The sequence below is a fragment of the Blastococcus sp. SYSU D00922 genome (assembly GCF_054050495.1).
This window is the reverse complement of the sequence record NZ_JBJGZL010000002.1, coordinates 364503-381535: the sequence shown is the minus strand read 5'-3', so window position 1 is coordinate 381535 and position 17033 is coordinate 364503. Positions and strand designations below refer to the sequence as shown.

The following is a 17033-nucleotide window of genomic DNA, read 5'->3' as shown; positions in this document are numbered from 1 at the left end:
CCCGGCGATGAGTTCGCCGGGCCCCGGTGGTCGACCCTCCCGTGGCGGACGAGGAGCTGATCCGGCAGCTGGTCGAGCGCTGGGTGCGCGCGGTGCACGGCGGCGACCTCGAGGGCGTCGTGGCCGACCACGCCGAGGACGTCGTCATGTTCGACGTGCCGCCGCCCGATGACGGTGTCCGGGGCATCGCCGCCTACCGCGAGGTCTGGCCCCCGTTCTTCGAGTGGCAGCGGCAGGGTGCCCTGTTCGACCTCGTCGAGCTCTCGGTCACCGCCGGTACCGACGTCGCGTTCGCGGTCGCCCTGCTGCGGTGCGGCACGCCCGAGGAGCTGGCCGCGGACCTCGCCCGCCGGCTGCGGCTCACCCTCGGGCTGCGCCGCCAGGACGGGCGGTGGGTGGTCGCGCACGAGCACCACTCGTTCCCGCTCGGCTGAGCGGCCGGGGTGTCAGGGGGTCGTGCCGCGCACGGCCCACGCGCGCGCGGTCAGCCGGATCTCCCCGGCGGGCAGCCGCTCGCGGACGGCGTCCCGCAGCCTCGCCCGGTCGCCCTCGGGGAGCGAGACCAGGTGGGCCGGCGCGGGGCCGGTCCCCCCGAGGAAGGGCGACCAGAAGTCGTCGAAGTCGCGGAAGACGGTGGGGACGACGATCTCCGTGGTGCCGACGTCGCCCAGTCCGGCGGCGGTGGCCATGGCCCGCAGCGGCTGCGGCCGGCAGAACCCGAAGCGCACCGCCTCGGTGGCCGTCGGGTCGCCGAGCCCGAGGTCGAGGACGGCGTCCCAGTAGGCGCTCATCAGCTGCATCCCGTCCGGGTAGTCCCAGACGTAGGCCGCCACGGTGCCGCCGGGGACCACGGCGCGCCGCATCTCCGCGAGGACGGCGGTCCGCTCGGCGACGAAGTTGAGCATCAGGCCGGAGGCGGCCACGTCGAACGCGCCGTCCGCGACGGGGAGCGCCCGCGCGTCGCCGACCTCGAAGCTCGCACGGGCGTCCGTGACGGTGGCCGTGGCGTGCTGCACGAAGCCGGGGGAGGGGTCGATGCCGACGACCGCGGCCGGCGCGGCCGCGGTGAGGACCGCTCCGGCGAGGGCGCCGGTGCCGCAGCCGACGTCCAGCCACCGCTGCCCGGCGGGCCGCTCCAGCCAGGGGACGAAGCGGGCCGCGACGAGCCGGCTCCACCGGCCGACGTAGGCGTCGTAGCTCTCGCCGCTGGACCAGGCGTCCACGCCGCCCGACCGTAGCGGCCGGGCGGCCCGGTGGCGCGTGTTCCGCGCGCGGTCAGCGACGGGCGGAGGCGGCGGCGATCTCGTGGGCGGACTCGACCGTGGGGGCCGAGGCCAGGGCGCGAGCCAGGGCGCGCTCCTCGCGGAGGTGGCGACGGGCGGCGCGACGGCTGGCGAAGGTGGTGTGCAGGCGGGACATGGGAGGACTCCGTTTCAGATCGTTGCTGTCGCGAGGAGGGAGTCGGCCCGCGGGGATGCGGATACCGGCTCCGGGAGGGGGCTCGTCACGGTCAGGACGTCGGCGTCCGGCGTGACGGTGGAACCCGGGAGGAGCCGCCGGACCAGGCCGAGGACCGGCCGGTTGTCCGGCTGGACGGTCGCGGTGACGGTGCGGACGCCGCGCCGCGCGGCGAGGTCGGTGAGCGCGGCCAGCAGCTGCCGACCCACCCCCGCGCCCTGCCACGCGTCCTCGACCAGGACGGCGATCTCGGCCGTGGACGGGTCGCCGAGCGGACGGTCGTAGCGGGCGACGCCGACCACCTCGCCGCCGACGACCGCGACGACGGCCTCGCGCAGGTCGTGGTCGACGGTCACCAGCCGGCGGACCGTCTCGTCGGGGAGCCGGTGCACCGGCGCGTGGAACCGCCGGTAGATCGTCTCGGGCGACAGGCGCGGCCAGAGCCGGTAGAAGAGCGCCTGATCGGCGGGCCGCACCGGCCTCGTCTCCACCGCGATGTCCATCCCGGCCTCCTGGGTTCGTAAAACGAACTCTCCTCCTCCGATCGAGGTTCGTCAAGTGAACTCAGCCGGTCTAGACTGCCGGTGTGACTGACGCCTCGTGGGACCGGTCCCGCTGCTCCGTGGCGGGCACCCTGGCCGTTGTCGGGGAGAAGTGGAGCCTGCTCGTGCTGCGGGAGGCCTTCCTCGGCGTGCGGCGGTTCGCCGACCTCCAGCGCAACCTCGGCGCCCCGAAGGCGGTGCTCACCGACCGCCTGGCCACGCTGGTCGAGCAGGGCATCCTGCAGCGGGTGCCGTACCAGGCCGAGGGCGAGCGGCAGCGGCACGAGTACCGGCTGACCACCAAGGGGATCGACCTCTATCCGACGCTGGTGGCACTCATGCAGTGGGGCGACAAGTACCTGGCCGACGACGTCGCACCGCTCGCGCTCGAGCACCGCGACTGCGGCTCGCCGGTGCACCTCGGCCTGGTCTGCGACGACGGCCACGAGCTCTCCGGCGCGCGCGAGGTCCGCGCGGTCCCACGCCGGAGCGCCGTCCGCGCCGGCTGACCCGCCGCACCTACGCTGCGCGGGTGCCCTGGCGGACGGTCCTGAGGTCGTGCGCCTGGCTGGTCGTGGGCCTCGGACTGGTCCTGGTCGCCCCGGTGCTCTGGCTGCACGCCGTCGACGAGGGCGGCGTCCCGTCGGCCTCGGACGCGCCGGCGCTGCCGGCCGGGGTGCGGGTCGCGACCGACGACCTGTCGTGCGGGTCGGGCGGCTGCTGGCTCCGGCTCGGGCTGGCCGCGACGGACGGCGGGTCGCCCGCGGACCTCCTGGCCCGCGCCGGGTACCCGGACCGGACGTGCGGGCCGGACAGCCTGCTGGACCGGCGGCGGGTGTGCACCGAGGTCGTCGTCGACGGCTCCCGGGCCTGGCTGGTCGTCCAGTACGACAGGTCGCGCTGGTTCTGAGCGCTCAGCGGCCGCCGAGCGACTCCACGGTGCGCACGAAGTCGGCGGCGCGCTCCTCGTAGTTGCGGTACCGGCCGAAGCTGGGCGCGGCGGGGGAGAGCAGCACGACGCCGTCCGGCCGGGCCCACTCGAAGCCGGCGCGCACGCCCTCGGGCAGGTCGGCCACCTCGCGGACGTCGACGTCCGGGGCGCCGGACCGCAGCGCCTCGGCGATCCGGGGTCCGCTGTCGGGCAGGCAGATCGCGAGCAGGTCCGCGCGGCCGGTGAGCCCCTCGGCGAGCGGGGCGTAGTCGATGCCGCGGTCGTGGCCGCCGACGAGCAGGGCGACGCGGCGTCCGCGGAAGGCATCCACGGCCGCCAGCGTCGGCAGCACGTTCGTCGACAGGCTGTCGTCGACGAAGTCCACGCCGTCGACCCGGCCGACCGGGCGCAGCCGGCTGCCCAGGCCGGCGAAGTCGTGCGCCGCGGCCGCGATGCGGTCGTCGTCGTCGGCGCCGGGCACGCCGAGCGCCACCAGGGCGGCCCGGGCGACCAGCGCGTTGCGCGCGTTGTGCTCACCCAGCAGCCCGAGCCCGGCCGTCCAGCCCGGGTCGTCCGTGGCGGAGATCCAGCGCACCGAGGGGCCGAGCAGGTCGGCGTGCTCGCGCAGGAGGGAGCTGTCGCCGTCCGCGACCACGGTCCGCACGCCCGGGCGGCGGCAGAGCGAGAGTTTGTCGCGGTAGTAGTTCTCGGGCCCGCCGTGCCAGTCGAGGTGGTCCTGGCTCAGCGAGGTGACGGCGACGACGGCCGGGCCGAGCGTCACGTCGGTGGCCTGGTAGCTGGAGGTCTCCACCACCCACCAGTCGACGTCCTGGGGTGCCGCGGGGTCCCACGGGGCCGTGCCGAAGTTGCCGCCCAGCAGCACCCGCTGGCCCAGGCCCGTCGCCAGGTGACCGGCGATCGCGGTGGTCGTGCTCTTGCCCTTGGTCCCGGTGATGCACACGACGCGGTCGCGGTCGGCCTCGGCGAGCCACAGCCCGAGCCCGCCGGCGACCGGGACGCCGCCGGCCTCCAGGGCGCGGAGGTCCTCCCGCGTGCGGGAGATCCCCGGCGACTTGACGACGACGTCGCACCCGGCCAGCGCCTCGAGCCCGCCCTCGCCCGTGGCGAGGACGCCGTCGCCGGCCGGCCGGTCGTCGACGAGGACCTGCGGCGTCACGCCGAGGGCCGCGAGCTTGCGCAGGTTGGCCCGGCCCTCGACGCCGAGCCCCCAGACGCCGACCTTCCGGTCGCGCAGGTCAGACCAGGAGATCGTCGGCGGCATACGGCGCTTCGATGAAGTGCTCGCCCATGGGGGCGAAATAGCGGTCGGCCGGTGCGGGGGCGGGCGGCTGCTCGGCGCGCAGCTGCGCGAGGACGGGGTTGCCGGCCCGGTCGGGGCGGGCGGCGGCCAGCTCCAGGGCGACCCGGCACTCGCCGACGTCGCCGACGCACTCGAACGGCTTGGTGGCAGCCGTGTCGCCGAGCAGACCGCGGAACCTCGGCAGCATCTCGGTCCGGTCCAGCGGCTCGCGGCCGCCGAAGACCGCGCGCAGCTGCTCGGCGGACATGAACGGCGCGAGGATCAGGTCGATGAAGGCGCACTTGTCGCACTCGCCGCACCAGGCAGAGGCGCGCAGGGCCGGGTCGACGTGGAAGGCCCGGTTGCAGCTGCGGAAGACCGGGTGGTACTCGGTCAGCTGCGCGAACCGCTCGGCCACCCACAGCTCCGAGTAGGGCCGCAGCGCCGAGAAGTAGCGGAAGCCGGGCAGGACGGCGTCCAGCAGGCCGCGGAACCCGGCCTCGAAGTCCAGCGACTTCGAGTACTGGTGGTTGATGCCGCGGCCGTCGACCTCGACGGTGGGCGAGGACGCCGACCACTCGTTGCTCATGATCACCGCGGTGCGGTGGTCGAGGACGGCGGCCAGCACGGCGATCGCCGAGAGCACCCCCGTCACCGGCACGTGGCCGTTGAGGAAGCCCAGCTCCTTGCTGCGCAGCACCTGCGGGTCCAGCCGCCGGGTGGCACGCACGATCGGCAGCTTCGTCACCGCGGCGGCGTCCTCGATCGGGTCGAACCGCCCGACGATGAACAGGCTGCTGTCGGGGTGCTCCTTCTTCGTCTCCTCGACGACGACCACCGAGTCGATGCCGCCACCGAAGGGGATCAGCGGCCGCTCGGCGGGCAGCTGCCACGGGACGGGCGCGGCGAGGTCGGGACGGCCGCCGACGATCTGCAGGTCGTCGATCGGCAGGTCGTTGACGTAGCTGAACTCGCCGAGGCCCTGGACGTAGAACTCGCGGAGGAAGTCGATCTCGTCCTCGGTGACCGGGGTGTCGCCGAGATCGATCACCGGCGGCGCGCCGGTCTTGTAGTACGAGATGCCGCTGAGCAGGAAGAGGATCCGGGCCGCGGCGGCCACCCCGGGCTGGTCCCAGTCCAGGTCGCCGGGCAGGTGCACGACCTCCTGGAACTGCCGGCCGTCGAGCGAGTACCGCGAGGTGACCTCGCCGGTGGCGGGGGAGACGTCCACGCCCTCGTAGGTGAACCGCTCGCCCCGGCGACTGTCGTTGGTCATCGCCCCCGAGACTACCCGCCGGCCGCCACCGGGCCGGCCGCCTCGCAGGTCAGCGCCCGGCCCGGAGCGCCCCGGCGAGGACGGCGAGGCCGGCGAGGGCGACGGCGGGGCGCACGGCCCACGCCCCCCTGCCCTGCGATGCGAGCACGCCCAGCAGCGAGCGGTCGGAGAGGACCGACCCCACGGACAGCCAGGACAGGGCGGAAGCGGCGGAGAGCGCGGAGCCGGCGGAGCCGATGGAGGCGAACGAGCCCACGCTGCCGATCGACAGGAACGACCCGACGCTGCCGATGGACAGCGCCGAGCCGCTGGAGCCGATGCACAGGAACGAGTCGGTCGACCAGAGGGACCACAGTGACCGGGTCGGCGTCTCCATGCGGGCAGTGTGGCCCGGTCAGGCGGCCAGGTGGGCCCTCAGCGCCGCGACGACCATGCGGTGGTCCTCCACCTGGGGCAGGCCGGACACCACGACCGCGCCGATCGGCCCGACGTCCCGGACCAGCACGGGGAAGGCGCCGCCGTGGGCCGCGTACTCCGCCGGGTCGAGGCCGAACTCCGCCTCGAACGTCGTCCCGCGCTCGATGCTGGCCTGCCGGACGTAGAGGCTGCTGTGGCCGAACCGGTCGACCACCGCGGTCTTGCGCCGGATCCAGGAGTCGTTGTCCGGCGTCGCCCCGGTGAGCGCGGCGTGGAAGAGCTGGTGCCGGTTGCGGGTGATGTCGACGGCGATCGGCAGCCCCTGCTCGCGGCCGGCGGCCACCAGCCGGGACCCGATCGCCCAAGCGTCGTCCGCGGTGAACCGGGTGAACTGGAGTTCCTGCTCCTCGGCCGCGAGCTGGGCCAGGAGCGGTGCGGCGTCGGTCATGCCGTCTTCCTACCGCGACCGGCGTATCCCCGTGCGCTCCGGGCCCTCTTCCCTGCGACGGCCGCGCAACCGGTGCCGGCCTCGGGAGCGAGAGGAGATGACCATGGTCGGGACGACGCAGTCGACGGCCCTGATGGAGCGGACGGCGGAGGTGTCGCCGACCGAGGACGTCGCCGCGCCGACGTCACGCATGCCGGGTGCCGCACTGGTGGACCGCGCGGTGGAGGTGAACCAGCGCATCGCCCCGACGCTCCTGCGCATGGCGCTGGCCGTCGTGTTCGTGTGGTTCGGCGCCCTCAAGGTGGTCGGCTCCAGCCCCGTGCACGACCTGATCGCGCAGACCCTGCCCTTCGTCGACGCCGACCTCGCCGTGCCGGTGCTCGGCGCCGTCGAGATCGTCATCGGCCTGGCCCTGGCCGCCGGGGTGCTGCCGCGGATCACCCTGCTGGTCCTGTGCGGCCACCTGGCCGGCACCTTCCTCACCTTCGTGACGGCGTCCGAGCTCATGTGGACGTCGAACCCGCTGGAGCTCACCGCGGACGGCGAGTTCGTCGTCAAGAACCTGGTGCTCATCACCGCGGCGCTGGTCCTCATCGGCATCTACAGCCGGCGGGACGGGGAGCGCGCGGCGGGCTGACGCCCCCTCGGACGGCGCCGGCACCCGGACGGGTGCCGGCGCCGCCGCGCGTGCCCGCGGAAAAGTCGCTGGCGACCGATCACTTCGGGGCGGACCCTGCGTCTCAACAACCGAGACGCATGCAGGGCACGTATCCGCGGGACGAGTGAGGAGTCCGATGACGACGCACGCACCGCTGGCCATCGAGGCCACGGGACTGGAGAAGTCGTTCGGGGACACCCGCGCCGTCCAGGGGGTCGACCTGGCCGTCCCGGAGGGCTCGATCTACGGGGTGCTCGGCCCGAACGGCGCGGGCAAGACCACGACCATCCGCATGCTGGCCACGCTGATCCCGCCCGACGCCGGCACCGCCCGCGTCCTGGGCCACGACATCCGGACCGAGGGCGACGCCGTCCGCAGCGAGGTCAGCCTGACCGGGCAGCTGGCGTCGGTCGACGAGGAGCTGACCGGGCGCGAGAACCTGATCCTGCTCGGCCGGCTGCTCGGGCTCTCCCGCGCCGCCGCCCGGCGCCGCGCCGACGAGCTGCTCGAGGCCTTCGGGATCGCGGAGGCGTCGGGCCGGCTGGTCAAGCACTTCTCCGGCGGCATGCGGCGCCGGCTGGACATCGCCGCGAGCATCGTCGTCACGCCGCGGCTGATGTTCCTCGACGAGCCGACCACCGGCCTGGACCCCCGCTCGCGCGGGCAGGTCTGGGAGATCGCGCGGGCGCTGCAGGCGGGCGGGACGACGATCCTGCTCTGCACGCAGTACCTGGAGGAGGCCGACCAGCTCGCCGACGGGATCGCCGTCATCGACCGCGGCCGCGTGATCGCCGAGGGCACCCCGGGCCAGCTCAAGGCCTCGGTCGGGACGGGCGGGCTGCACGTGCGCCTGCTCGAGGCGGACCGCCGCGGCGAGGCCGCGGAAATCCTCGAGCGCGCGGTCGGCACCGTCGCCCTGGAGCCGGACCCGGCCGCGCTGTCGGTGTCCTGCGCCGACGCGGGCCGCGCCGCGGACGGCGTCTCGGCGCTGGCCCGCGCCGGCATCGGGATCGCCGAGTTCTCCCTCGGCCAGCCCAGCCTCGACGAGGTCTTCCTGGCCCTGACCGGCCATGCCGCCGAAGAGCACGAGCCGACCCTCGAGGAGCAGGCGTCATGACCTCCACCACCGCCGTCACCGGTGGCGCGGACACCGCCGCCGTCCGCCAGGCCATCGCCACCACGTCCCGGCCGCCGCGGCCGGGGCCGCTGTCGCAGGCGCTGACCTTCGGCTGGCGCGGCATGCTCAAGGTCAAGCACGTGCCGGAGCAGCTGCTCGACGTCACCGTCACGCCGGTGATGTTCCTGCTGATGTTCACGTACCTGTTCGGCGGCGCGATCGCCGGCTCGACCAGCGCGTACCTCGACTACACGCTGCCCGGGATCCTGGTCATGTCGGTGCTGTTCACGACCGTGTACTCCGGGGTCGCGCTGAACACCGACCTCACCAAGGGCGTGGTGGACCGCTTCCGGTCGCTGCCGATCTGGCGGCCGGCCCCGCTGCTGGGCTCGCTGCTGGGGGACAGCGTCCGCTACGTCGTCGCCGGCACCGTGATCCTCGTCGTGGGCGTGCTGCTCGGCTACCGCCCCGACGCCGGGGTCGCCGGGGCGCTGGGTGCGCTGGCGCTCGTCGTCGTCTTCTCGTTCGGCCTGTCGTGGGTGTTCTGCGTGCTCGGCCTGCTGCTGCGCTCCCCGAACGCGGTCATGAACGCCGGCTTCATGGGCATCTTCCCGCTGACGTTCCTGTCGAACGTCTTCGTCGACCCGACGACGCTGCCCGGGCCGCTCGAGGCGTTCGTGGACGTCAACCCGATCTCGATCCTCGCGACGGCGTGCCGGTCCCTGATGGAGGGCGAGCCGGACGGCGAGGCGATCGTGATCTCGCTGCTCGTGGCCGCCGCGCTCGCCGCGATCTTCCTGCCGATCACCACCCGGCTCTACCGGAGCCGGTGACCGGTCAGCTCCGGGGTACCGGGGTCGACGCGTAGGCGACGAGCTGCCACGGGCCGTCGGCGCGGGTCCACATGGCGAGGGCGAGGACGTCGAGGCTCTTCGGTGTCCCGTCCACGGTGAGGTCGGCGGTCATCCGGCCGACGACGACGGCGCTGTCGCCGAGGAGCTCCACCCGCTCGACGGGGTGGTCGATGCGCGCGTAGTCGTAGTACCCGCGCTCGATCTTCGCGAGGTACTCGGCCTTGGTGTCGCGGACACCGCTGGAGTGGGCGTAGCTCAGCCGCTCGGAGAAGAGCTCGTCCAGGGTGGCCAGGTCGGGGCCCAGCAGCGCCTCGTAGCGCCGGTCCTCCGCGGCCAGCACCGCGGCGACGTCGTCGTCCTCGCTCATGGGCGCACCGTAGCCGGGCGGCCGCCGTCACGTCCGCGTCACCGGGATCCGCCGCTGCGCAGCGGGCCGGACCCGGTGGGTCACGGAACGCCGTGCGCCGTCGTGCGCAGCGTGACCTGCACGCGACCCTCTGGCACCGGCGGGGGCCGACGAGAACCCTTTCCCGTTGCCGAGCAGAACCGCCGGCGGGGACTGAGGGGGAACAGTGATCGATCCGCGCTTCTCGTCAGAGTCTGGATTCCTCGGGGACGGCCGAGTAGGTGCCGTGACACCGCCGGCGACCACCGGGAGGCAGATCGTCGTCCTGGCCGACACCGGCGACGACGCCGGGGTGGACTGGGGCCGCGCCGGCATCAGCGAGGTCGCGGACTCCCGCGACTTCAGCTCGGGCGTCACGCCCGACGCGCTCCAGGACTCGCAGGCCACCGTCTTCTCGCAGCTGGGCATCGCCGTGGTCTCCGCCGACCCGTCGCAGATGGCCCTCCTCCAGGCGGCGGACGCGCCCGGCCGGCGGGTGCTCTCGGTCTCGCCGGAGCTGGTGCACCACGTGCTGCAGGACGTCCTCGAGTACACGCGCGCCTACCGCGACGGGGTCGACGACCTCGCCGAGCGGGTGATGCACGCGGCCGAGGGCAACGGGCACACCGCCGCGGGCGTGATGGCCGCACCGCTGTTCGAGGACAACGCGCAGGCGACGTGGGGCATCCAGGCGGTCCAGGCCGACTCCTCGCCGCACTCGGGCCGGGGCGTCGGCGTCGCCGTCCTCGACACCGGCTTCGACCTCGAGCACCCGGACTTCGCCGGCCGAACCGTGACCGCGCAGTCCTTCGTCCCGGGTGAACAGGCGCAGGACGGGCACGGGCACGGCACGCACTGCATCGGCACCTCGTGCGGGCCGCGTACCCCGTCGACCGGCCCGCGCTACGGCGTCGCGTACGAGGCGGACATCTTCGTGGGGAAGGTGCTGAGCAACTCGGGGAGCGGCACCGACGGCGGCATCCTGGCCGGCATCGACTGGGCCGTGTCCAACGGCTGCCCGGTCATCTCGATGTCGCTGGGCGCCGACGTCATGCAGGCGCACCCGCCGTACTCGGCCGCCGGGGCCCGGGCGCTGGAGAAGGGGTCGCTGATCATCGCGGCCGCGGGCAACAACGCCGACCGCCGGGCGGGCCGGATGGGCTTCGTCGGCGCGCCGGCCAACAGCCCGGAGATCATGGCCGTCGGGGCCCTGGACCAGCAGCTGGAGATGGCGTTCTTCTCCGCCCGCAGCCTGCCGGCCCGCGGCGGGCAGGTCGACATCGCGGGCCCCGGGTTCCAGGTGCTGTCGTCCTGGCCGATGCCGACGCGCTACCGCAGCATCAGCGGCACGAGCATGGCGACGCCGCACGTCGCCGGCGTGGCCGCGCTGTGGTGCCAGGCGACCGGGCGCCGGGGGCTGGAGCTGTGGGCGACCCTCTGCCAGGAGAGCGACCGGCTGATGCAGCCCTCGGTCGACGTCGGCAGCGGTCTCTGCCTGGCGCCGCAGTGATCCCGGCGTACGTTCTGCGGCCATGACGCAGGTGAGCGTGACCGTCGGGGACGACCACCGCGACAGCCTGGACGGCGTCGTGGAGAACCTGCGCGCCTCGGGGCTGCAGGTCGACCAGGTCCTCGGGACGCTCGGGATCGTGACCGGGTCCGCGCCCGACGACGCCCTCGACACCCTGCGGGGTGTCGAGGGCGTCGCCTCGGTCGACGCGCAGCTCACCCACCAGCTGCCCCCGCCGGACAGCCCGGTGCAGTAGGGGTCGGTCCAGGCTCCTGCGGCGCGTCACACCGGCGGCGCGCAGCCGTTCACGACGCGGACGGCGGAGGTGTCGTCGCAGGTCCGACGGTCTCGGCCAGGGTCATCCCGTGAGCCGCGGCGATCAGCTCGGCCGCCTTCTCGCCGATCATGATCGTGGGTGCGTTGGTGTTCCCCGAGATCACGTTCGGCATCACGCTCGCGTCGGCGACCCGCAGCCGGTCGACACCCATGACCCGCAGGTCGGTGTCGACGACGTCCCCGATCCGGCACGTGGACGTCGCGTGGTAGACGGTCAGCGCGTAGTGCCGCGCCAGGTCCTCCAGCAGCTCGTCGCTCGGCACGTCCCCCGGTGCGTGAGCGTGGGACTCGGCCAGCTTCGGCGGCACCAGGAGCGGCCCCATCCCCGGGACCGGCCAGTTCGCCACCATCTCCAGCGCCCGGCGCATCACGGCCACGATGACCTTCGCGTCGTGCGGGTCGTCGAGGTAGTTGAGCGAGATGACCGGCGGCTCGTCCGGGTCGGAGGAGGCCAGCCGGACCTCGCCCTCGGAGTGCGGCTGCACCGGGTTGGGCAGCATCACGACGACCTCCGCGTCGGGGGCGAGCCGCTTCGACGCGTCGTCGAAGTACTCGTCGGGGTCGACTCGGAACAGACCGCGCCACAGGTCGGCGGTGTAGCCGCAGACGAGGAACCCGATCTGCGCGTCGTGGGTGTGCTCGTCGCCCAGGCCGGTGGAGTACCAGAGCCCGGCGTCGTAGAGCGAGGACGACGCCAGGGACCGGCCGGTCGTGACCCACTCCGTCAGGCGCCGCTCGGCCTCGGCCTTGAGGCCGGCCAGCTCGGGCGGGAGGTCGGCGTCGTCCGCCGGGTCGGCCGGCAACGGGCCTGCGGGGGCGCGCAGGGCGTCCGGGCCCAGGGAGATCGCCACCTCGGTCATGTTCAACCCGATGCCGGGGGCGTCGAAGACCATCGGCGCGTGCAGGTGGTCCTTGAGGTGCTTGCCGACGCCGGGCAGGTCGAGCCGGCAGGTGATCCCCGCCTGGGCGAGCTCGCCCTCCGGCCCGATCCCGGACAGCAGGAGGAGCTGCGGCGAGCCGATGGCGCCGGCCGAGACGACCACCTCCTTGGTGGCGGTCACCGACCTCAGCTCCCCGTCCGCCGTGCGGTACTCGACACCCCGTGCCACGACTCCCTCGGAGGAGTCCTCCAGGACGAGGCGCTGGACGCGCGCGTGGGGGATGACGACCAGGTTCGCCCGGGTGTTCATCACCGGCTCGAGGAAGGCGTGGAAGGTCGACGAGCGCTTGCCGTGCCTGGTCGTCGTCTGGAAGAGGGACGCCACCCCCTCGGGACGCAGCCGGTCCCGGCCGTTGTAGTCGCCGGTCGGGATGCCCGTGGCCCTCGCGGCCTCGACGAACTGCTGGGCGGCGGGGACCACCGGCGCGCGCACCGACACACCCAGCGGCCCGTCGAACCCGTGGGCGTCGGGGTCGACGACGATGTCGTCGCTGGGCTGGAACCCCTCGGACTTCGTGAAGTAGGGCAGGACGTCGTCGTAGGCCCAGCCCTTGGCGCCACCTGCTGCCCACGCGTCGAAGTCACCCGGGTGGCCGCGGACGTAGGCCATGTAGTTGATCCCTGACGAGCCGCCGAGCATCCGGCCCCGCGGCACCATCATCCGGCCCTCGGCGAGACCGCGACCGCAACCGCCGGCGTCGCCGGTGTACGCCCAGTCGGTCTCCGGGTTCAGCTGCAGGGCCGCCACCGCCGCCGGCATCAGTTCCTCGGGCGGTGGTGGGCCACCTGCCTCGATCAGCGCCACCCGCACGGAGGGGTCCTCGGAGAGCCGCGCGGCGATCACCGCCCCGGCGGATCCGGCTCCGACGATGACGACGTCGAACTCCTCGGCCATCTGTTCCCGCCCTCCGTCCGGCGACCCCCGGCGGTCGCTCTCGGCGCTGCGGGCGCAGTGTGGCACGCATCACACACGCGGAGGAGCGTTCGGTCGGCTCCGGTCGCATCCCTGGTTCGACGCGGCCGCACTGCGGGGTAGCAACGGGTCGCCGTGCCCGGCGTCCCGGTCGCGGGAGAACGCCACCCGAGAGGAACCGCACCGTGCGCGGAGCTGTCCTGCACGCCCCTGGCGACGTCCGCATCGAGCAGCTGCCCGATCCGGTCATCACCGAGCCCACCGACGCGATCATCCGGCTGTCGGCCACCTGCGTCTGCGGGTCAGACCTGTGGCCGTACCGCGGCGTCAACGAGGTGTCCGAGCCGACGCCCATCGGCCACGAGTACTGCGGCGTCGTCGAGGAGATCGGCGCCGACGTCACCTCGGTCCGGCCCGGCCAGTTCGTCATCGGTTCGTTCATCGCGTCGGACGGCACCTGCGCGCACTGCCGGGCCGGCTACCAGAGCGCGTGCGCCGACCGGGTCGGCATGACCGGTGCCCAGGCCGAGCTGCTGCGTGTCCCGCACGCCGACGGCACGCTGGTGGGCACGCCCGACCACCCCGACCCCGAGCTGCTGCCGAGCCTGCTCACGCTCTCCGACGTCATGGGCACCGGCTGGTTCGCCGCCGTCGCCGCCGGGGTCCGGCCCGGCATGACGGTCGCCGTCGTCGGGGACGGCGCCGTCGGCCTCCTCGGCGTGCTGTCGGCCCGGCAGATGGGCGCCGAGCGGATCATCGCGATGAGCCGGCACGAGCCGCGGCAGAAGCTGGCCACCGAGTTCGGTGCGACCGACGTCGTGGCCGAGCGCGGGGACGACGCCGTCGCGCGCGTCCACGACCTGACCGACGGAGTGGGCGCGGACGCCGTCCTCGAGTGCGTCGGCACGGGGGAGGCGATGGTCCAGGCGATCAGGTCCACCCGGGCCGGCGGCGGAGTGGGCGTCGTCGGCGTCCCGCACGGGGTCGAGATCGGCGGCCGGACGCTGTTCTCGACGATGGTGCGGCTGCACGGCGGGCCCGCGCCGGTGCGCCGGTTCCTGCCCGACCTGATCGACTCGACCCTGCGCGGCGAGATCGACCCGGGGCGGGTGTTCGACCTCGACCTGCCGCTCGACGAGGTGGCCGAGGGCTACCGCGCGATGGACGAGCGGCGCGCGATCAAGACCTTCCTCCGGACCTGAGCCACCGGACGGCGATCCGGACGACGACGGCCAGGAGCAGCAGGCCGGTGATCCAGCCGGCCGGCTCGGCCCCGGCCTCACCGGCGACCGCGCTCCACAGGCCGTGGCCCACGACGTAGCCCAGCACCACCACCAGGAGCGCGGGGACGACCACGACGAGGACGGACACGTCGGACTTCGGCGCCGGAGCGCTGCCCGGATGCACCGGCCCCGGATGCACCGGCCCCGGATGCGACGGAGGCCCCGTCCCGGGATCGGGACGGGGCCTCGGCAGCGGCCGTCAGACGGGGGCGGGCGCCTCGCGCGGGTCGTCGTCCCTGTCGTCCTCGAGGACCACGACCTCCTCGACGGCGGCCGGGGCGGACAGCGCGGCCAGCTCCTCCTCGGAGTTCACCGCCTCGCCGCGGGCGACCATGCCCGCGTGCTCCGACAGCGGGATCTCCCTGAGGAGGAACGCCAGCACGAGCGCGACCGCGAGGATCGGCACGAGGTACCAGAACACCGGCGCCAGGCTGTTCGCGTAGGCGTCGACGATCGCCGTCCGCAGCGGGTCGCCGGCCGCGTCGACCGCCGAGGGGACGAGCGTGTCCGGCGAGGTGATGCCGGCCTGCACCGCCTGCTCGGCGTTGCCCGCCAGTGCCCCGGTGAGGTTCTCGGCCAGCCGGCCGGTGAACAGCGTCCCGAAGACCGCCACGCCGAGCGTCGCGCCGACCTCGCGGAAGTAGTTGTTCGTCGAGGTGGCGGTGCCGATCTGCGTCGCCGGCACCGCGTTCTGCGCGGCGAGGACGACGTTCTGCATGATCAGGCCGAGGCCGGCGCCGAGCAGGAAGAACATCGCGCCGATGGTCCAGAGCGAGGTGTCGCCGGCCAGGGTGGTCATCCACACCATCGCGGCCATGATCACGGCGACGCCGGCGATGGTGAAGACCTTGTACCGGCCGGTCCGCATGATGAAGGCGGCCGAGCTCTGGATGGTCAGGATGATGCCCGCGGTCATGGGCAGCATCAGCAGCCCGGAGTTGGCCGCCGACAGCCCCGAGGCCATCTGCAGGAACGTCGGCATGAAGGCGATCGCCGAGAACATGCCCAGGCCGACCGCCATGCCGAGCGCCGTGGCGACGACGAACGTCGGGTTGCGGAAGAGCGTCATCGGGATGATCGGCTCGGTGGCGCGCAGCTCGACCAGGACGAACACCACCGCGGAGACCACCAGGGCCGCCAGCAGCGACAGCGCCTGCCACGAGCCCCACCCGTCCCGGCCCCCGACGTCGGTGAACAGCACGAGCGACGTCGTCGCGGCCGACAGCGCCACGATGCCGGCGACGTCGATCGGGGTGGTGCTCCGCCGGCGCGGCAGGCTGAGGGCGAACCAGCCGATGGCCAGGACGGCGACGCCGACCGGCACGTTGATCCAGAAGGCCCACTCCCAGCCCAGCGCGTCGTGGTCGGTGAAGAAGCCGCCGACGAGAGGGCCGACGATCGCCGACAGGCCGAACAGGGCGCCGATCGGGCCCATGTACTTGGCGCGCTCACGGGCCGGGACGATGTCGGCGATGATCGCCTGGGACAGGATCATCAGCCCGCCGCCGCCGAGGCCCTGCACGCCGCGCCAGAACACCAGCCAGCCAAAGTCGGGGGAGAGGGCGGCGCCGATGCTCGCGACGGTGAACAGGCCGATGGCGACGAGGAAGAGCGTGCGGCGTCCCCAGAGGTCGCCGAACTTGCCGTAGATCGGCATCACGAGCGTGGTGGCCAGCAGGTAGGCGGTGGTCATCCACGCCATGTGCGAGACGCCGCCGAGGTCGCCGACGATCGTCGGCATCGCCGTCGACACGATGGTCTGGTCGAGGGCGGCCATGAGCATGCCGGCGAGCAACGCCGAGAAGATCAGGTTGATCCGGCGGCGCGTGAGCACGATCGGCGGCGCGGCATCGGTGGGCGGGGCGTGCACGTGTTCTCCAGGGTGGGGTGGTGTGGTGCCGGCCTCGTCCCGGAGGTGGACGAGGTGTTCCTCAGTGCGGGGCGGGAAGCCCCGAGGTCAGGACGTCCCAGGCCTCGTCGACGAGGTCGGGGAGCGCTTCGGTGAAGTCGCCGGCGAGCCAGCGGTGCAGGGACGAACGCATGGCCGCGGCCGCCACGCCGGCGAGGAGCATCGGGTAGGCGTCCACGCCCACCCGGGTCCCGGTCCGCTCGGCGATCGCGCCGGCGAGGACGTGCTCGGCTTCGCCGAACGCGGCAGCCAGGCGCCCGAGGACCGCCGGGTGGGCGTCGATGACCTTCAGCCGCAGCGGCCACAGGTCGGTGTCGCCGGCCATCTCGGTGGCCTGCGCCCGGGCGACGGCCCGCATCGCCTCGACGGGCGACTCGCCGGCAGGACGGCCGAGGAACGTCTCGACCTGGCGCTGCGGCTGGTCCGGGTCCAGGCCGATGACCGCGTCGACCTTGGAGGGGAAGTAGTTGAAGAAGGTCCGCGGGGAGACCTCTGCCCGGTCGGCGATGTCGTCGACCGACACGTCGTCCAGCCCGCGTTCGGCCACCAGCTGCAGGGCGGCGAGGTGCAGGGCCTGCCGCGTGGCGAACTTCTTGCGCTCGCGGAGGCCCGTCGTCACCCGGCCATGATCGCCGCTTACTTGCAGAGTCTGCAAGTTTGCACCGCCTGCACGACGTGTCGTCTGCGTCGCACCAGACGTCCTGGACGTCCGGTTGCGGAACGCCGCAGGATCGGCGATGCTCGGCCCGGGCGGAG

21 protein-coding genes are annotated in these 17033 nt (G+C 73.8%); 9 read left to right on the top strand and 12 right to left on the bottom strand.

Annotated features, from left to right (window positions below; translation table 11 throughout):
* Positions 1-26 precede the first annotated feature (26 nt).
* The gene (locus tag ACI78T_RS04475; RefSeq protein ID WP_456556871.1) at positions 27-434 is read left to right on the top strand and encodes a YybH family protein; all 408 of its coding nucleotides are present in this window, start codon (positions 27-29) and stop codon (positions 432-434) included.
* Between the two features lie 12 nt (positions 435-446).
* On the opposite strand, the gene ACI78T_RS04470 is transcribed toward ACI78T_RS04475, so the two are convergent.
* The 3 genes from ACI78T_RS04470 to ACI78T_RS04460 are packed head-to-tail and all read right to left on the bottom strand — an operon-like array spanning position 447 to position 1961.
* Complete coding sequence (locus ACI78T_RS04470) at positions 447-1223, bottom strand: class I SAM-dependent methyltransferase (protein WP_456556870.1); 777 nt, start codon at positions 1221-1223, stop codon at positions 447-449.
* A gap of 52 nt (positions 1224-1275) precedes the next feature.
* A complete protein-coding gene (locus tag ACI78T_RS04465; RefSeq protein WP_456556869.1) occupies positions 1276-1419 on the bottom strand; it encodes a hypothetical protein in 144 nt (47 codons plus the stop codon).
* 14 nt (positions 1420-1433) lie between these two features.
* Entirely contained in the window at positions 1434-1961 is a 528-nt protein-coding gene (locus tag ACI78T_RS04460) for a GNAT family N-acetyltransferase (RefSeq protein ID WP_456556868.1), read from the bottom strand.
* 83 nt (positions 1962-2044) lie between these two features.
* On the opposite strand from ACI78T_RS04460, the gene ACI78T_RS04455 reads away from it, so the two are divergent.
* Entirely contained in the window at positions 2045-2509 is a 465-nt protein-coding gene (locus ACI78T_RS04455; protein ID WP_456556867.1) for a winged helix-turn-helix transcriptional regulator, read from the top strand.
* Between the two features lie 23 nt (positions 2510-2532).
* Entirely contained in the window at positions 2533-2910 is a 378-nt protein-coding gene (locus tag ACI78T_RS04450; protein ID WP_456556866.1) for a hypothetical protein, read from the top strand.
* A 4-nt stretch (positions 2911-2914) separates the two neighbouring features.
* On the opposite strand, the gene murD is transcribed toward ACI78T_RS04450, so the two are convergent.
* The 4 genes from murD to ACI78T_RS04430 are packed head-to-tail and all read right to left on the bottom strand — an operon-like array spanning position 2915 to position 6372.
* On the bottom strand, positions 2915-4213 hold the full coding sequence (gene murD, locus ACI78T_RS04445; RefSeq protein WP_456556865.1) for a UDP-N-acetylmuramoyl-L-alanine--D-glutamate ligase: 1299 nt from the start codon (positions 4211-4213) through the stop codon (positions 2915-2917).
* A complete protein-coding gene (locus ACI78T_RS04440; protein ID WP_456556864.1) occupies positions 4188-5507 on the bottom strand; it encodes a hypothetical protein in 1320 nt (439 codons plus the stop codon). Before ACI78T_RS04440 ends, murD begins: the two co-directional genes overlap by 26 nt.
* 49 nt (positions 5508-5556) lie before the next feature.
* Positions 5557-5883 carry a hypothetical protein gene (locus ACI78T_RS04435; protein ID WP_456556863.1) on the bottom strand — a complete coding sequence of 109 codons (327 nt, stop codon included), beginning with the start codon at positions 5881-5883 and terminating at the stop codon, positions 5557-5559.
* A gap of 18 nt (positions 5884-5901) precedes the next feature.
* On the bottom strand, positions 5902-6372 hold the full coding sequence (locus ACI78T_RS04430) for a heme-degrading domain-containing protein (RefSeq protein WP_456556862.1): 471 nt from the start codon (positions 6370-6372) through the stop codon (positions 5902-5904).
* A 103-nt stretch (positions 6373-6475) separates the two neighbouring features.
* On the opposite strand from ACI78T_RS04430, the gene ACI78T_RS04425 reads away from it, so the two are divergent.
* The 3 genes from ACI78T_RS04425 to ACI78T_RS04415 all read left to right on the top strand — a co-directional run bounded on the left by ACI78T_RS04425 (position 6476) and on the right by ACI78T_RS04415 (position 8980).
* A complete protein-coding gene (locus tag ACI78T_RS04425; RefSeq protein WP_456556861.1) occupies positions 6476-7009 on the top strand; it encodes a DoxX family membrane protein in 534 nt (177 codons plus the stop codon).
* Positions 7010-7166: 157 nt separating this feature from the next.
* The gene (locus tag ACI78T_RS04420; RefSeq protein WP_456556860.1) at positions 7167-8147 is read left to right on the top strand and encodes an ATP-binding cassette domain-containing protein; all 981 of its coding nucleotides are present in this window, start codon (positions 7167-7169) and stop codon (positions 8145-8147) included.
* Positions 8144-8980: an ABC transporter permease gene (locus tag ACI78T_RS04415; RefSeq protein WP_456556859.1), complete on the top strand. Its 837-nt coding sequence runs from the start codon at positions 8144-8146 to the stop codon at positions 8978-8980. The genes ACI78T_RS04420 and ACI78T_RS04415 overlap by 4 nt, the downstream gene beginning before the upstream one ends.
* Positions 8981-8984: 4 nt before the next feature.
* Here the strand turns inward: ACI78T_RS04415 and ACI78T_RS04410 are convergent, their stop codons facing one another.
* A complete protein-coding gene (locus ACI78T_RS04410; RefSeq protein ID WP_456556858.1) occupies positions 8985-9368 on the bottom strand; it encodes a nuclear transport factor 2 family protein in 384 nt (127 codons plus the stop codon).
* A gap of 265 nt (positions 9369-9633) precedes the next feature.
* Here ACI78T_RS04410 and ACI78T_RS04405 point away from each other — a divergent pair, with 265 nt between their 5' ends.
* Positions 9634-10896: a S8 family serine peptidase gene (locus ACI78T_RS04405; RefSeq protein WP_456556857.1), complete on the top strand. Its 1263-nt coding sequence runs from the start codon at positions 9634-9636 to the stop codon at positions 10894-10896.
* Between the two features lie 22 nt (positions 10897-10918).
* Entirely contained in the window at positions 10919-11152 is a 234-nt protein-coding gene (locus tag ACI78T_RS04400; RefSeq protein WP_456556856.1) for a hypothetical protein, read from the top strand.
* Positions 11153-11201: 49 nt separating this feature from the next.
* Here the strand turns inward: ACI78T_RS04400 and ACI78T_RS04395 are convergent, their stop codons facing one another.
* Positions 11202-13067 (bottom strand): GMC family oxidoreductase, encoded by a 1866-nt coding sequence (locus ACI78T_RS04395; RefSeq protein WP_456556855.1) that lies wholly within the window; start codon positions 13065-13067, stop codon positions 11202-11204.
* 203 nt (positions 13068-13270) lie between these two features.
* On the opposite strand from ACI78T_RS04395, the gene ACI78T_RS04390 reads away from it, so the two are divergent.
* Entirely contained in the window at positions 13271-14287 is a 1017-nt protein-coding gene (locus ACI78T_RS04390) for a zinc-dependent alcohol dehydrogenase family protein (RefSeq protein WP_456556854.1), read from the top strand.
* Here ACI78T_RS04390 and ACI78T_RS04385 read toward each other — a convergent pair.
* From ACI78T_RS04385 to ACI78T_RS04375, 3 genes are all read right to left on the bottom strand, one after another.
* Positions 14265-14456, bottom strand: a complete 192-nt coding sequence (locus tag ACI78T_RS04385) for a hypothetical protein (RefSeq protein WP_456556853.1) — start codon at positions 14454-14456, stop codon at positions 14265-14267. The two genes, ACI78T_RS04390 and ACI78T_RS04385, sit on opposite strands and share 23 nt — an antisense overlap.
* A gap of 111 nt (positions 14457-14567) precedes the next feature.
* Positions 14568-16238, bottom strand: coding sequence for an MDR family MFS transporter (locus ACI78T_RS04380; protein WP_456556852.1), 1671 nt, complete (start codon positions 16236-16238; stop codon positions 14568-14570).
* Between the two features lie 61 nt (positions 16239-16299).
* Entirely contained in the window at positions 16300-16896 is a 597-nt protein-coding gene (locus ACI78T_RS04375) for an acyl-CoA-like ligand-binding transcription factor (RefSeq protein WP_456556851.1), read from the bottom strand.
* Between the last annotated feature and the right edge of the window lie 137 nt (positions 16897-17033).